General features: G+C 70.4%; 11 protein-coding genes. 7 read left to right on the top strand and 4 right to left on the bottom strand.

Annotated elements, in window-relative coordinates; translation table 11 throughout:
* Nucleotides 1-92: 92 nt before the first annotated feature.
* The 4 genes from E3O22_RS10280 to E3O22_RS10265 are packed head-to-tail and all read left to right on the top strand — an operon-like array spanning nucleotide 93 to nucleotide 5,441.
* Nucleotides 93-1,748 (top strand): ABC transporter substrate-binding protein, encoded by a 1,656-nt coding sequence (locus E3O22_RS10280; protein ID WP_134393910.1) that lies wholly within the window; start codon nucleotides 93-95, stop codon nucleotides 1,746-1,748.
* Complete coding sequence (locus E3O22_RS10275; protein WP_255570050.1) at nucleotides 1,736-2,698, top strand: ABC transporter permease; 963 nt, start codon at nucleotides 1,736-1,738, stop codon at nucleotides 2,696-2,698. The genes E3O22_RS10280 and E3O22_RS10275 overlap by 13 nt, the downstream gene beginning before the upstream one ends.
* Nucleotides 2,695-3,564 (top strand): ABC transporter permease, encoded by an 870-nt coding sequence (locus tag E3O22_RS10270; protein ID WP_134393911.1) that lies wholly within the window; start codon nucleotides 2,695-2,697, stop codon nucleotides 3,562-3,564. Before E3O22_RS10275 ends, E3O22_RS10270 begins: the two co-directional genes overlap by 4 nt.
* Complete coding sequence (locus E3O22_RS10265; RefSeq protein ID WP_134393912.1) at nucleotides 3,561-5,441, top strand: ABC transporter ATP-binding protein; 1,881 nt, start codon at nucleotides 3,561-3,563, stop codon at nucleotides 5,439-5,441. The genes E3O22_RS10270 and E3O22_RS10265 overlap by 4 nt, the downstream gene beginning before the upstream one ends.
* A gap of 151 nt (nucleotides 5,442-5,592) precedes the next feature.
* Here E3O22_RS10265 and E3O22_RS10260 read toward each other — a convergent pair whose 3' ends face one another.
* On the bottom strand, nucleotides 5,593-6,231 hold the full coding sequence (locus E3O22_RS10260; RefSeq protein WP_134393913.1) for a cation transporter: 639 nt from the start codon (nucleotides 6,229-6,231) through the stop codon (nucleotides 5,593-5,595).
* A gap of 171 nt (nucleotides 6,232-6,402) precedes the next feature.
* On the opposite strand from E3O22_RS10260, the gene valS reads away from it, so the two are divergent.
* Genes valS through E3O22_RS10245 form a run of 3 tightly spaced genes read left to right on the top strand, consistent with a single transcriptional unit; the run spans nucleotide 6,403 to nucleotide 9,708 of the window.
* Complete coding sequence (gene valS / locus E3O22_RS10255; protein WP_134393914.1) at nucleotides 6,403-8,985, top strand: valine--tRNA ligase; 2,583 nt, start codon at nucleotides 6,403-6,405, stop codon at nucleotides 8,983-8,985.
* Between the two features lie 9 nt (nucleotides 8,986-8,994).
* Nucleotides 8,995-9,441, top strand: a complete 447-nt coding sequence (locus E3O22_RS10250) for a GNAT family N-acetyltransferase (RefSeq protein WP_134393915.1) — start codon at nucleotides 8,995-8,997, stop codon at nucleotides 9,439-9,441.
* 6 nt (nucleotides 9,442-9,447) lie between these two features.
* Entirely contained in the window at nucleotides 9,448-9,708 is a 261-nt protein-coding gene (locus E3O22_RS10245) for a hypothetical protein (RefSeq protein ID WP_241973554.1), read from the top strand.
* A 51-nt stretch (nucleotides 9,709-9,759) separates the two neighbouring features.
* On the opposite strand, the gene E3O22_RS10240 is transcribed toward E3O22_RS10245, so the two are convergent.
* From E3O22_RS10240 to E3O22_RS10230, 3 genes are read right to left on the bottom strand one after another with little or no spacing between them, the layout of a single operon-like run.
* Nucleotides 9,760-11,073, bottom strand: coding sequence for a thiolase family protein (locus E3O22_RS10240; protein ID WP_370448400.1), 1,314 nt, complete (start codon nucleotides 11,071-11,073; stop codon nucleotides 9,760-9,762).
* Entirely contained in the window at nucleotides 11,045-12,481 is a 1,437-nt protein-coding gene (locus tag E3O22_RS10235) for an AMP-binding protein (protein ID WP_134393917.1), read from the bottom strand. The genes E3O22_RS10240 and E3O22_RS10235 overlap by 29 nt, the downstream gene beginning before the upstream one ends.
* A gap of 3 nt (nucleotides 12,482-12,484) precedes the next feature.
* Nucleotides 12,485-13,318, bottom strand: a complete 834-nt coding sequence (locus tag E3O22_RS10230; protein WP_134393918.1) for a class I SAM-dependent methyltransferase — start codon at nucleotides 13,316-13,318, stop codon at nucleotides 12,485-12,487.
* Nucleotides 13,319-13,323 lie beyond the last annotated feature (5 nt).

The following is a 13,323-nucleotide window of genomic DNA, read 5'->3' as shown; positions in this document are numbered from 1 at the left end:
GTGTTCTACGATGGGACAGGTCCATCTCGTTTGTGGACCGAGTCCAACAATTGCACACTCGGCCCATCGGGCGCCGCGGAAAGAGACCCACCATGCACACTTCGGGGCATACCCAGCGCGCATCGCGCACCCTGACCGGGCTGGTCGGCCTCGTCGCCACCGGCATCCTGCTCGCCGGCTGCGCCACTGCCGAGTCCCCTGAAGCCACCGAGCCCGTCTCCGGTGGCACGCTGACCTACGCGTCCGGCGACGCCGAGCCCACCTGCCTGGACCCGCACGTGGGCGGCAACTACCCGCAGGCCCTGGTCAGCACGCAGTACCTCGAGTCGCTCGTCTCCCGGGACGAGGACGGCACGATCATCCCCTGGCTGGCCGATTCTTGGACCGAGAGCGCCGACGGGCTGGCCTGGGACTTCACGCTCGCCGCCGACGTAAGCTTTACCGACGGCACCCCGCTCGACGCCGCCGCCGTGCAGGCGAACATCGCGCACATCCAGGACCCCGAGACGGGCTCGTCGACCGGCTACCTGGCCCTAGGTAAGGTCACCGGCACCGAGGCGGTCTCCACCAACGTCGTGCGCATCGTGCTGAGCGAACCCGACAGCGCCCTGCTCGAATCACTCTCCCAGCCGTGGTTGGCGATCGAATCTCCCACCGCGTTGGCCCGCAGCCAGGACGAGAACTGCGCCGCTCCGGTCGGGACCGGCCCGTTCCAGGTCGAGAAGTGGGTGCAGCAGGAATCGATCACCCTGGTGCGGAACAAGAACTACAGCTCCCCGCCCGAGGATGCCGAGCACACCGGGCCGGCCTACCTCGACTCCATCGTCTGGCGCTTCATCCCCGACTCCGCTTCCCGCTACGCGGCCCTGCAGTCCGGCGACGCCGACGTGATCGACAACATTCAGCCCGACACCATCGTGCAGGCCGAGAAGAGCGACACCATTGTGCACCTCGACGCCCCGCGCCCGGGCGCCTCGAACCGGATCGAGCTGAACTCCGGCCGCGCACCGTTCGACGACCCGCTCGTGCGGGAGGCGTTCATCCGCTCGGCGAACGTCGACGACGCCGTCACGAGCCTGTTCCAGGGCACGGCCGAACGCTCGTACTCCGCCCTCTCCAGCGCCGAACCGCTCGCCGTGTCGGGCCCCGACCTGTTCGACTACGACCCCGCGGCCGCCTCGGACCTGCTCGATTCCGCCGGCTGGACCGAGCGAGACTCGGACGGCTACCTGGTTAAGGACGGCGAGCGCCTCACGGTCGACTTCCCGGTGAGCACGAACCAGTCCATCCCGGCGGAGCAGTCCCTGTTCGAGCAGATCCAGGCCACCGCGAAAGAGACCGGCTTCGAGGTCGTGCTCAGCCCGATGGACCTCTCCAGCTGGTACACCGCGCTAGGCGAGAACGACTACGACGCCGTCAGCGCCCCGTACACGAAGGTCGGACCCGACGTTCTGCGCATCCTGTTCCACTCCGACGGCATCATCCCTGCACCCAGCGGCTACTTCGCCAATCACGCCCAGGTGAATGACCCGGCCATCGACGCCCTGCTCACCCAGGCCGGCCAGGTGACGGATGCCGAGGAACGCGCCGCCCTCTACGCCGACGCGCAGAACATGGTGCTCGAGGGCTTCTACATCCTGCCGCTCTTCGACCAGCAGAACCACTACCTGCTCGGCACCGACGTGGTGGGCGCGCGGGCGCTGCCGACCGTGTCGACGCCCACGTTCTACGATGCGTGGCTGAAGTAGGCCGCGCCGCGCCGGTCGTCCGGACGGCCCGGGTCGTCCTGGGCCGCCTGGGCGGCGCGGTCTTCGTGCTCTGGATGGTGGCCACGCTGACCTTCTTCGCTATCCGCCTGATCCCCGGCGACCCGGCCGAGGCCATCCTGGGTGGCCCCGGCTCGCAGACCTCTCCGGAGGCGCTCGCCGCGGTCCGGGCGGAATACGGGCTCGACCAGCCCGTGTTCGTGCAGTACCTGGCGCAACTGGCACGCCTGGCCACCGGGGACCTGGGCCGCTCGTACTCCCTGAACCAGGACGTCGCGCCGCTCCTGCTCGGCCAGCTCGGAGGCACCCTGTTGCTGGCCGTGCTCGCCCTCGCCGTGGCCTGGCTGCTCGCCCTCGGGCTGGCCACCTGGTCCACCCGCGGCGGGCGGTTCGCCTGGTACCTGGGGTCCGGGCTGGAGATCGTTGCCGCCGCGCTCCCCCACTTCTGGCTGGCGACGGTGCTGATCGTGCTGTTCAGCGTCTGGCTGGGCTGGCTGCCGCCGATCAGCACCTCCGGGGTGTCCGGGCTGGTGCTGCCGGTGCTGACCCTCGCCGTGCCTCTCGCCGGTTTCCTCGGCCAGATCATGCGGGAGTCGCTGCTCACGGCGCTGGAGTCCCCGTTCGTGCTCTCCGCCCGCGCCCGCGGCGAGGGCGAACGCGGGGTGCGCTGGGTGCACGTCATCCGGCACGCGTCGCTGCCGGCGATCAGCCTCTCCGGCTGGGCCTTCGGCTCCCTGATCAGCGGGGCCGTGGTGGTCGAGACCATTTTCGCCCGGCCGGGCCTGGGGCGCACGCTGCTGACCGCGGTGACCGTGCGCGACGTCCCGGTCGTGGTCGGCGCGGTGCTGATCGTGGCCGTCGGGTACATCCTGATGACCCTGCTCACCGACCTGGCCCAGCGCATGGCCGACCCTCGGCTGCGGGCGCGATGAGCGACCTCGAGATCCAGGCCGGGCTGGGCCGGGCGCCGCGAGCGCCCAGGACTGCGCGTGCGTCCCGCCGGTTCGGCGTGGCCGAGGTTCTGGCCGGCCTGTTCGCCCTGTTCCTGGTCACGGCGGCGCTGTTCCCCACGCTCGTGGCCCCCGGCGACCCGCTCGGGATCGACCCGCTGTCGGCGTCCCAGACCCCCTCACCCGCACACTGGTTCGGCACCGACGAATCCGGCCGGGACATATATACGCGGGTCAGCCACGGCACCGGCAGCTCCCTGCTGATCGGCACCCTCGCCACCCTGATCGGACTCGGCCTGGGACTCGTGCTCGGCACCCTGGCCGGCATGCTCGGCCCCGTCGTCGACTTCACCGTGAACCGGTTCCTCGAGGTGCTGTTCGCGTTTCCCGGGCTGCTGCTGGCCCTGCTCTTCATCCTGATCTTCGGGCCGGGCGTTGCCACGGCGACCGTCGCCGTGGGTCTGGCGACCGCGCCCGGCTATGCCCGCATCATCCGTGGCCAGCTGCTGTCCGTACGGTCCTCGGCCTTCGTCGAGGCGGCGACCGTGCTCGGGCGCAGCCCGGGGCAACTCCTGGTGCGGCACATCCTGCCCAACACCCTCGCTCCGCTGTTCGTGCTCGGCACGCTCGGCATCGGCCAGGCCATCGTCTGGGCGTCGGCGCTGAGCTACCTGGGCCTGGGCGCGGCGCCGCCCGCCGCGGAGTGGGGCGCGATGCTTTCCGCCGGGCGCACCTACATCGGGTCAGCCTGGTGGATGAGCTTCTTTCCCGGGCTATTCATCGTGCTGACGGCGGTATCGGCCACGGCGCTCGGCCGCGGCATCGAGCGACGGATGAGGCACGCATGAGCGGCGAGCTGGGCGTGGGCCTGGGCGGCCTGGGCTCTCCCGAGGCCGCGGGCGTGACCGACGCTACGGCGGTGCGAGTGCGGAACCTCGTGGTGGGCTTCGGGCCGCAGGGTGACGCCGACCCGGTGTTGAACGGAGTCTCGTTCGAGGTGGCCCCCGGCGAATGCCTGGCCATCGTGGGCGAGTCCGGCTCGGGCAAGAGCGTCACCGCGCGCAGCCTTCTCGGCCTGGCCGGTGACACGGCCTGGGTGCGCGCCGACGAGCTGAGCCTCGCGGGCTCCGATGTGCGCGGGCTCTCCGAGCAGCAATGGCGCCGACGGCGCGGCCGCGACGTCGGTCTGGTGCTGCAGGATGCCCTCGTGTCGCTGGACCCGCTGCGCCCGGTGGGCCGGGAGATCGCCGACTCGCTGCGGCTGCACACCCGCCTCGGCGCCGCCGCTCGGCACGCTCGGGTGCTCGAGGTGCTGCACCAGGTGGGTCTGCCCGACGCCGCCAACCAAATGCGGAAACGCTCCGGTGAGCTCTCCGGCGGCCAACGCCAACGGGCCCTGATCGCGGCCGCGATCGCGCTGGACCCGCCGTTGCTGATCGCCGACGAGCCTACGACGGCGCTCGACGTCACCGTGCAGGCGCAGATCCTGGAGCTGCTGGCGAGCCTGAAACGCGCCGGAACGGGCATCCTGCTGATCAGCCACGACCTGGCCGTCGTCGGCCGTATCGCCGACCGGATCGCCGTGCTGAGCGAGGGACGCATCGTGGAACAGGGACCGGCGCACGAGGTGCTGACCCGGCCGGAGCATCCGGTCACCCGGCAGATGCTCGCCGCGATCCCGGTCGACAAGCCGCGCGGGCTGCGGTTGAGCCCGCGGGCCGTGGCTCCGGTGTCACCTGCGTCCACTTCGTCGGCCTTCGCCTCGTCGGCCTTCGCTTCGCCTGCCCCGCCGGCCTTCGCCGACCATGCCGACCGCGCTGCTGACGGCGCTGCTGACCGCGCTGCTGACCGCGACATCGTGATGGAGGCCGCCGGACTGGTCAAGCGCTTCACCCGGCCCGACGGGAGCGAGCAGCTTGCGGTCGACGGGGTATCGTTCCGGCTCGAGCGCGGCACGACGCTCGGCATCGTGGGCGAATCCGGCTCCGGCAAGACCACGACGGCCCGCCTCGTGCTGGCGCTGACCCGGCCCGACGCCGGCGAGGTGCGGGTGCTCGGGCAGCCGTTCAGCGCCGCCGCGGAGAAGCAGCGCCGGCTCCTGCGACCCCGGCTCGGTGCGGTCTACCAGGATGCGCTCAGCTCCTTCGATCCCCGGCTGAGCGTCGAGCAGGTGCTGCGGGACGCGGTCGGCGGCGCGGCCGGGCGCGGCCGGCGCGGCGGCGCACCCGGCTCTGGAGACACCTCCGGCTTTGGCGGCTCTGCATCGACTGCCGCGTCGACTACCGCCTCAGCAACGACTACCGCCTCAGCAACGACTGCCGACCGGCTGCGCGTGCTGGAGCTGCTCGACGCGGTGGGTCTGCCGCCGGGGCTGCTGGGCCGCCGACCGCTCTCACTCTCCGGCGGGCAGCGGCAGCGGGTGAGCATCGCCCGAGCGCTGGCCTCCGACCCGCAGATCCTGATCTGCGACGAGCCCGTGTCCTCGCTCGACGTGACCGTGCAGGCCCAGGTGCTCGACCTGCTCGACGATCTGCAGCGCGAGCTGGGCCTCAGCCTGCTGTTCATCTCCCACGACCTCGGGGTGATCCAGCACGTGAGCGACCAGGTCGCCGTGATGCTGGATGGCCGCATCGTCGAGACCGGTGCCGCGGCCCGGGTCTTTTCCGCCCCGCAGCATCCGTACACGCAGGCCCTGCTCGGCGCGGTCCCCCGGCTCGGATTCTGACCCTGGGGCGACTCCGTCCCGAACGAATTCGACGGAGATTCTGCCCGAAACGTCCCGTTCGGGCCTGAAAACCGGCTCCCAGAGCAAAATCTCCGTCGAATTGGTGGGGCAATCGCCTGAATCGACCGCCACCTGACGGGGGCTCACCCTCCTAGTCGGCGTGCGGCACCATCGGCGGCTCGGCTTCGCCGCGCCACGCCTCGATGCCCTCCCTGATCGCGAACCCGGCGATCACGAGGGCGGCGAGCGAGTCCGCCCAGGCCCAGCCGAGGAGCGCGTTGGCCGCCAACCCGAGCAGCATCGACCCGGACAGCCACGCGCAGAGCAGCAACTGCCGGGCGTCGGCGATCACGCTGGCACTGCCGAGCTCCGCGCCGGTCCGGCGCTCCACGCCGGCCACCCCAGGCATGATCACAAGACTCAGGCACGCGATGACGATGCCCAGCGGGCTGGGCGCGGCCTCGACGACGCCGGCGAAGCTCAGACCGGCGGCCAGGATCACGTACCCGGCGAGGGTGAAGAACGCGATCGCGATGGCGCGGAGGGCCGGTTTCTGCCAGCGCTCAGGATCGCGCCGGGAGAACTGCCACGCGATGACCGCGGCGGAGAGCACCTCGATGACGGAGTCCAGGCCGAAGGCGATCAGGGCGGTCGAGGATGCCGCGGCGCCCGCCACGATCGAGGCGACGGCCTCGAGCACGTTGTAGCCGATCGTGAAACCCACGATCCAGCGCACCGTGCGGTGCAGCACCGTGCGACGGGCCTCGGACAGTGTTCCCGGGTCATCCATGGCGCCCCTTCCCGTTTCAATCCTGCCACTCACGGCGAGTCCCAGACGGGCGCTGCAGGCCCGGTGACGGCCCGAGTCGGCGGACGACGGGGCATCCGGTAAGTTGGATAAGGCCCAATACTCAGGCACTTCACCAACGACACGGTGCCGCACAGATCGAATCGGAGAAACATGACCGCCGCCAACGTTCCGGAAAAACCGGCCCTTGAAGGCCTCGAAACCAAGTGGGGCGGCTCGTGGGAAGAGGCCGGCACCTACCGTTTCGACCGTGACTCGGCCACGCGGGAGAGTATCTTCTCCATCGATACCCCGCCGCCGACCGCCTCCGGCTCCCTGCACATCGGCCACGTCTTCTCCTACACCCACACGGATGTCATCGCCCGCTTCCAGCGAATGCGCGGCAAGAGCGTCTTCTACCCGATGGGTTGGGACGACAACGGCCTGCCCACCGAGCGGCGCGTGCAAAACTACTACGGCGTGCGCTGCGATCCGTCGCTGCCCTACACCACCGGATTCACCGCCCCGTTCGAGGGCGGAGACGGCAAAAGCACCAAGGCCGCCGACCAGTTGCCGATCAGCCGCCGCAACTTCATCGAGCTGTGCGAGCGCCTCACCATCGAGGACGAAAAGCAGTTCGAGGCCGTTTGGCGCATGCTGGGCCTGAGCGTCGACTGGACCCAGACCTACCGCACCATCGGCAATGACTCGCTGGTCACCTCCCAGTCCGCCTTCATCGGCAACGTCGAGCGCGGCGAGGCCTACCAGGCCATGGCCCCCACCCTCTGGGACGTCACCTTCCGCACCGCGGTCGCCCAGGCCGAGCTCGAAGACAAGGAGATGCCGGCGTTCTACCACCGGGTTGCCTTCGCCAAGCCCGATGGCGGCGCCATCGAGATCGAGACCACCCGCCCGGAACTGCTGCCGGCCTGTGTGGCGCTGGTGGCGCATCCGGACGACGAGCGCTACCAGGCGCTGTTCGGCACGACCGTGCGCACTCCCCTCTTCGACGTGGAGGTGCCGATCCTGGCCCACCACCTCGCGCAGAAGGACAAGGGCAGTGGCATCGCCATGATCTGCACGTTCGGCGACGTCACCGATGTGATCTGGTGGCGTGAACTCGACCTGCCGAACCGCGCCATCATGGGCTTTGACGGCCGCATCATCGCCGAGGCGCCCGAGGCGATCACGAGCGAGGCCGGACAGGCCGCGTACGCGCAGCTGGCCGGCAAGACCGTCTTCTCCGCCAAGGCAGCCGTGGTCGACCTGCTCCGCCTCGGCGGCGACCTGATCGGCGAGCCCCGCGCGATCGTGCACCCGGTCAAGTTCTTCGAGAAGGGCGACAAACCGCTCGAGATCGTGTCGACCCGTCAGTGGTATATCCGCAACGGCGCTCGGGACGAGAAGCTGCGCGCCCGCCTGATCACGCACGGAACCGACCTGCAGTGGCACCCGGAGTTCATGCGCGTGCGGTACGACAACTGGGTCAACGGCCTCACCGGCGACTGGCTCGTCTCTCGCCAGCGCTTTTTCGGCGTTCCGCTGCCGATCTGGTACCCGCTGGATGTCGACGCGAACCCGCTCTTCGACCAGCCCATCGTCGCCACCCGCGAGATGCTCCCGGTCGACCCGTCCTCCGACACCGCCCCGGGCTTCGCCGCCGAGCAGCGCGGCCAGGCGAACGGCTTCGTCGGAGAGGTCGACGTGATGGACACCTGGGCGACCTCCTCCCTGACCCCGCAGCTGGCGGGCGGCTGGGAGCGCGATCCCGCACTGTTCGATCTCGTCTACCCGTACTCGCTGCGCCCGCAGGGCCAGGACATCATCCGCACCTGGCTGTTCTCCACCCTGCTGCGCTCCGAGCTGGAACACGGCGTCTCGCCGTGGCAGCACGCAGCTCTGTCCGGCTTCATCGTCGACCCCGACCGGAAGAAGATGTCCAAGTCCAAGGGCAATGTGGTCACCCCGGCGGACATGCTCGAGCAGCACGGTTCGGATGCCGTGCGCTACTGGGCCGCGTCATCACGCCTCGGCACCGACGCCGCCTTCGACCCCAAGAACCCGACCCAGATCAAAATCGGCCGTCGCCTGGCGATCAAGATCCTGAACGCGTCAAAGTTCATCCTCTCCTTCGACGGCGCCGCCGACGCCCCCGTGACCGAGCCGCTCGACCAGAGCATGCTCGCTCGGCTCAGCGTCGTCGTCGGCCACGCCACCGCCGCGATCGAGGGCTACGACCACGCCCGTGCGCTGGAACTCACCGAGAGCTTCTTCTGGACGTTCTGCGACGACTACCTCGAACTGGTCAAAGAGCGCGCGTACGGCGACGCGGGAGCCGGCCAGGCGTCGGCCGTCGCCGCCCTGCGCACCGCCCTGGCCACCCAGCTGCGCCTCTTCGCCCCGTTCGTGCCGTTCGCGACCGAGGAAGCCTGGTCCTGGTCCAACGAGGGGTCCATCCACCGAACCTTCTGGCCCGTTCAGACCGAGCTCGGCGGAGGGCAGGGCGGCAACGTGGCCCTGCTGGACCTGTCCAGCCGGGCGCTCACCGGCATCCGCCGCGCGAAAACGGATGCCAAGGCATCCCAGAAATCCGCCGTTGTTTCTGCTGTAATTAGCGGTACGGCTGCAGAGATTGCCCTGCTCAGGCAGGCTGCAGTTGATCTGAGGGCCGTTGGCCGCATCTCGGAGTTGGTTTTTATTGAGGGCAGCGAATTGGCTGTCACTGACATCGTGCTCGCCACGGTGCTGGAGAACTAGGAGAACCGGATGTCAATCAAGGTACGCGCGCTCGGCGATAAGGACTTCTTCTCATGGCTGGGACTCTTCGAGGGCTACAGCGAGTTCTACAAGAGCGATCTGACTGATCAGAAAGCGCTCCAGGTCTGGAGCTGGATCATCGACAAGAACGAGTCTCTCGCCGGTGCCGTGGCTGTCGACGAGGACGGCGAGTTCGTCGGCTTCGCCCATTACCGCGAGGTCCCGAGCACCCTGACCGCCACCCGCGGACTGTTCCTGGACGACCTGTTCGTGTCGCCGGACTCCCGCAGCACAGGCGTCGGCCGCGCCCTGATCGAGTTCGCCAAGGAGTACGCCGCGGCGCACCGTCTCACGACCGTGCAGTGGCTGACGGCCGCCGACAACGAGACCGCACAGCGCCTGTACGACGATCTGGCCACCCGTACGGACTGGGTCACCTACGAGATCGAGCTGTAAGTGAAGATGGGAACCCGCTGGCCTCTGGGTCACCCGGCGCCGGCCGGGCTACCTCACGTGGTGGAGATCGCCATCCGTGCGGTCGAAGAGGACCTCACCGCGCTGGCGGAGGACTCCAGCGCCTGGCGCTGGACACTGACCTGGCTCGAGGGCAGCCCTGTGCTCGAGCTCGACGACGGCACGATCATCCGCTATGACCCAGGCGAGGACAGTGCCACGATCACGCAGCCGTCGATCGTGCTCGACGACGAGGACGACTGGATCTAACCTCAGCTGACCGGCATCCCGCGGGGCCACTCCGCACCCCGTGGTCGTGCGTCAGCGTGAGAGTCGGTCGGCGCCCGCTGCCTCCGATGACAGGGACTGCTCCCAGCGGAACAGGGCGGCAAGCCCCAGCCCGCCGGCGATGCTGACCGCAGCGAGGGCGGCGTCCCCCGGTGTTGCCGCGGCGCGACACTGCTGCAGCAGCCTCAGCACCAGCAGGGCTCCACTGGCGCCGAACGGATGCCCGAGGGCGAGCGCCCCACCCTCGCGGTTGGCGTGCTCCTCAGGAACGCCGAGCAGATCGAGGGATGCAAGCACCTGCGCCGCGAACGCCTCGTTGAACTCGATCCGAGCCAGGTCGGCCCCGGTCAGGCCCTGCCGAAGCAGCACGAGGCGCGCGGCCTCGGCGCCGCCAATACCGAGGAAGTTCGGGTCCGTGCCGGTGACCGCGGCGTCGACGAGGGACAACCACCCGGTCAGTCCGAGTTCGCGCGCCCGCCGGCGGCTGGTGACCAGGACCACGACGGCGCCATCGGCATCCGCGCAGGAGTTGCCGGCGGTGACCGTTCCTCCCGGCCGGAAGACCGGCGAGAACCGGGCCAGCAGGGCCTTAGTCAGACCCGGGCGAGGCCCCTCGTCGACGAAGACCGGGCCGGCCTCTGTCGGCAGCGGCACGATGTCGGGCGCCGGCACGGCGGCAGCCGTGACGGCCAGCCGGTGACTGCGGAGGGCGAAGGCGTCCTGCCGCTGCCGGGAGATGCCGTAGCGGTCGGCCACGTTCTCGGCGGCGACGCCCATGTCGGGGTCGCCGACCGAATCGGGGGCGAAACGCACGCGATCGAAGAAGTCCGGCCGCCCGGGGCCCGAGGTGAGCCGGTGCGCGCGCAGCGGGGCCGTGCTGCAACTCTCGACTCCCCCGGCGAGGTAGAGGTCGCCGGCGCCGGCGGCAACCAACCGGCAGGCCAGCACGATGGCCTCAAGGCCGGAGCCGCACTGCCGGTCGATCGTGAGGCCGGGGACGGAATCCGGCAGACCGGCCGTCAGCGCGGCCAGGCGGGCCACGTTGCCGCCGCCGCCCACCGCGTTGCCGATGATGACATCGTCGATGGCAGCCGGGGACACCTCGCCGCCGGACACCACGGCGTTCAGCACGGGGGCCAGCAGGTCTTCGGCACGGGTGTGCGCGAACACCCCGTTGCGGCGGCCGAAGGCGGTGCGGCGGGCAAGCACGATCACGGGTTCCCGGGCAGCGTCGTTTGGCGGGCCAGCGGGCGAATCGGCGCTGTCGGCGCTGGGAGCAGTGGAGCCGTCGGCGCCGACCGCGTCCGGCCGGACTGGGTCAGCGCAGAGGGCGCACACGACGGTCACCCTTCTCGATCCAGCGGCGCAGCATCACCCGGCTGAGTTTACCGGCCGAGGTGAGCGGCAGCTCCGTCAGGGCGTAGTAGGCCCGGGGCCGGTGGGGCGCGGCGAGCAGAGCCGCGGCGCGCGACCGGATGCGCGCGGCATCCGTCTCGGAGCCGGCGATCACGGCGGCCACCACGCGGGTTCCACGCACGGGGTCCGGCAGACCGGTGACGAGGGCCGACTCCACGCCGGGAAGGCCGCGCAAGGCCGCTTCGACCTGCTGCGGGTAGACGTTGTGCCCGGACGTGACGATGAGGTCGGCGCGGCGGCCGAGGTGGTGCAGCACCGCAGCCCGGTCGAGGAAGCCGATGTCGCCGACCGTGCACCAGTCGACCTCGCGGCGGAACGCCTCGCCGTCGTCGCCCCAGGCGTACCCGCCTCCCACCAGAAGGCTGCGCACGAAGATGGTGCCCGGGGTGCCGGTCGGCAGGGCGCGTCCCGCGTCGTCCTGGATGCGCACCTCCACGCCGGGCAGAGCCCGCCCGACGGCGGTCGCCGAGATCGGCGCCACCTCGCCGGGACGCAGCACGGACCCCGTCACGAAGCTCAGTTCGGCTGCCCCGTAGTACTCGAACACGCTGGCGTCCGGCGCCCAGAGGCGCAGCATCGACAGGGTTCCCGGGTCGAGTTTGGCCCCCGCACTCACGATGGCGGTGAGCCTCCTGCCGGTGGGTGGCGTGACGTCCGTGCCGACGGCCAGCGCGTGCGCGGCGATCACACGCAGCACGGTCGGCGCCGCCACGATCCGGGTGATCTGCTCGACAGCGACACAGGCGACAGCGTCGGCGGCGGAGAAGCGGGGCAGAGCGAAAAAGGCGGAGCCGGTATGCAGCGATTCGGCGAGAGCGTAGAGGCTGAGGCTGGCGGAGAGCGGGCCGGGCGCCAGTGTTCGGTCGTGCCGAGTCAGGCCGAAGAACTCGGTGCCCAGCGCGAACGAGCGCTGCCAGGAGGCTCGGCTGCGCGTGAACGCCTTGGGCACGGAGGTCGTGCCGGAGGTGAACCCGTAGAGGAAGTCCCTGTCGGGGGGACCGTCGCGCAACTCCGTGCCGAGCAGGGGCGCGCCGGCGGCGACCCGTCCGTCCAACCCGGCGATCCTCGCCAGGCGTTCCTCGACCACCCTGCGCTGCGCCTCCGGCCAGTCAGGGTTCTGAATCGCAGAGCAGCGGCCTTCGGCGACGCCGGCGGCGAAGGCAACGGCGAACGCGGTGCCGTGGGGCAGGCAGACGGTGGAGATCCGGGGCGTCGCGGGCAGGAGCGCCGCCGCCGCATCGCGGAGCTCGGCGAAGCTGATTCGGTCGGCGCCGACCGAGACGGCGGTGGCGTCGGGCTGAACCTGGGCCCAGTGTTGGAGTCGGTCGAGGAACGGCACGGGCTACTTCCTGGCCACGATCTCGCCGTGTGGGATACCGAACCAGCCATCGGGGTCGCCGGCCCATTGCAGCCACGCGGCCTGCATCATCCGAAGGTCGGCCAGGTCGGCCGCGCCCACCTCGATGGCGTGTGCGGCGAAGTCGGATTCGATCACCCGCTCGGCCCAGGACCGCCCCCACCACTCGCGTTCGACATCCGAGGCGAAGCACCAAAGGGATGCCGAACTCGCCACGTCGGTGAACCCGGCCTGGCGCGCCCAGGCTTTGAGCGCCCGCCCGGCGTCGGGGTCGCCGCCGTTCCAGTACTGCACGTCGCGGAAGGCGCTCTCCCACAGCTGCAGGCCCTGAAGCTTCGGGTAGTACATCACTCCCCCGGAATCGACGTCGCGGGCGGCGAGGATCCCGCCCGGTCTCAGCACGCGCTGGAACTCCCGCAGCGCGGCGACGGGGTTGGCGAGGTGCTGGAGCACCTGGTGCGCGTGCACGATGTCGAAGCTCGCATCGGCGAAGCCGAGCGCGTAGGCGTCACCCACCTGGAACGACACGTTCCGCACCCCCTCATCGAAGGCCAGCCCGGCTGCGCGCCGCACGATCTGCTCCGACGCATCGATGCCGGTGACCTGACCGGGATACAGCCGGCGTGCCAGGTCGACCGTGACCGTGCCCTGACCGCAGCCCACGTCGAGCAGGGTCAGCCCGGCATCCAGGTGCGGGATCAGGTAGGCCGCCGAGTTGGCCACCGTGCGCCAGGTATGCGAGCGCAGCACGCTCTCGTGATGCCCGTGCGTGTACTGCTCCCGGGGCGCGGTCTCGGGGCGTGCCGGCTCGTCGATCATGAACC

The sequence above is a fragment of the Cryobacterium sp. TMT2-18-2 genome, from assembly GCF_004402245.1.
Taxonomy (GTDB): Bacteria; Actinomycetota; Actinomycetes; order Actinomycetales; family Microbacteriaceae; genus Cryobacterium; species Cryobacterium sandaracinum.
Note: the sequence above shows the minus strand (reverse complement) of the source record. Positions and strands in the feature narration are given on the sequence as shown.

Excerpts from the sequence above, each read along its gene's own strand:
- E3O22_RS10280 (WP_134393910.1), top strand. The coding sequence starts at position 93 with ATGCACACTTCGGGGCATACCCAGCGCGCATCGCGCACCCTGACCGGG.
- E3O22_RS10270 (WP_134393911.1), top strand. The coding sequence starts at position 2,695 with ATGAGCGACCTCGAGATCCAGGCCGGGCTGGGCCGGGCGCCGCGAGCG.
- E3O22_RS10265 (WP_134393912.1), top strand. The coding sequence starts at position 3,561 with ATGAGCGGCGAGCTGGGCGTGGGCCTGGGCGGCCTGGGCTCTCCCGAG.
- E3O22_RS10260 (WP_134393913.1), bottom strand. The coding sequence starts at position 6,231 with ATGGATGACCCGGGAACACTGTCCGAGGCCCGTCGCACGGTGCTGCAC.
- valS (WP_134393914.1), top strand. The coding sequence starts at position 6,403 with ATGACCGCCGCCAACGTTCCGGAAAAACCGGCCCTTGAAGGCCTCGAA.
- E3O22_RS10250 (WP_134393915.1), top strand. The coding sequence starts at position 8,995 with ATGTCAATCAAGGTACGCGCGCTCGGCGATAAGGACTTCTTCTCATGG.
- E3O22_RS10245 (WP_241973554.1), top strand. The coding sequence starts at position 9,448 with ATGGGAACCCGCTGGCCTCTGGGTCACCCGGCGCCGGCCGGGCTACCT.
- E3O22_RS10230 (WP_134393918.1), bottom strand. The coding sequence starts at position 13,318 with ATGATCGACGAGCCGGCACGCCCCGAGACCGCGCCCCGGGAGCAGTAC.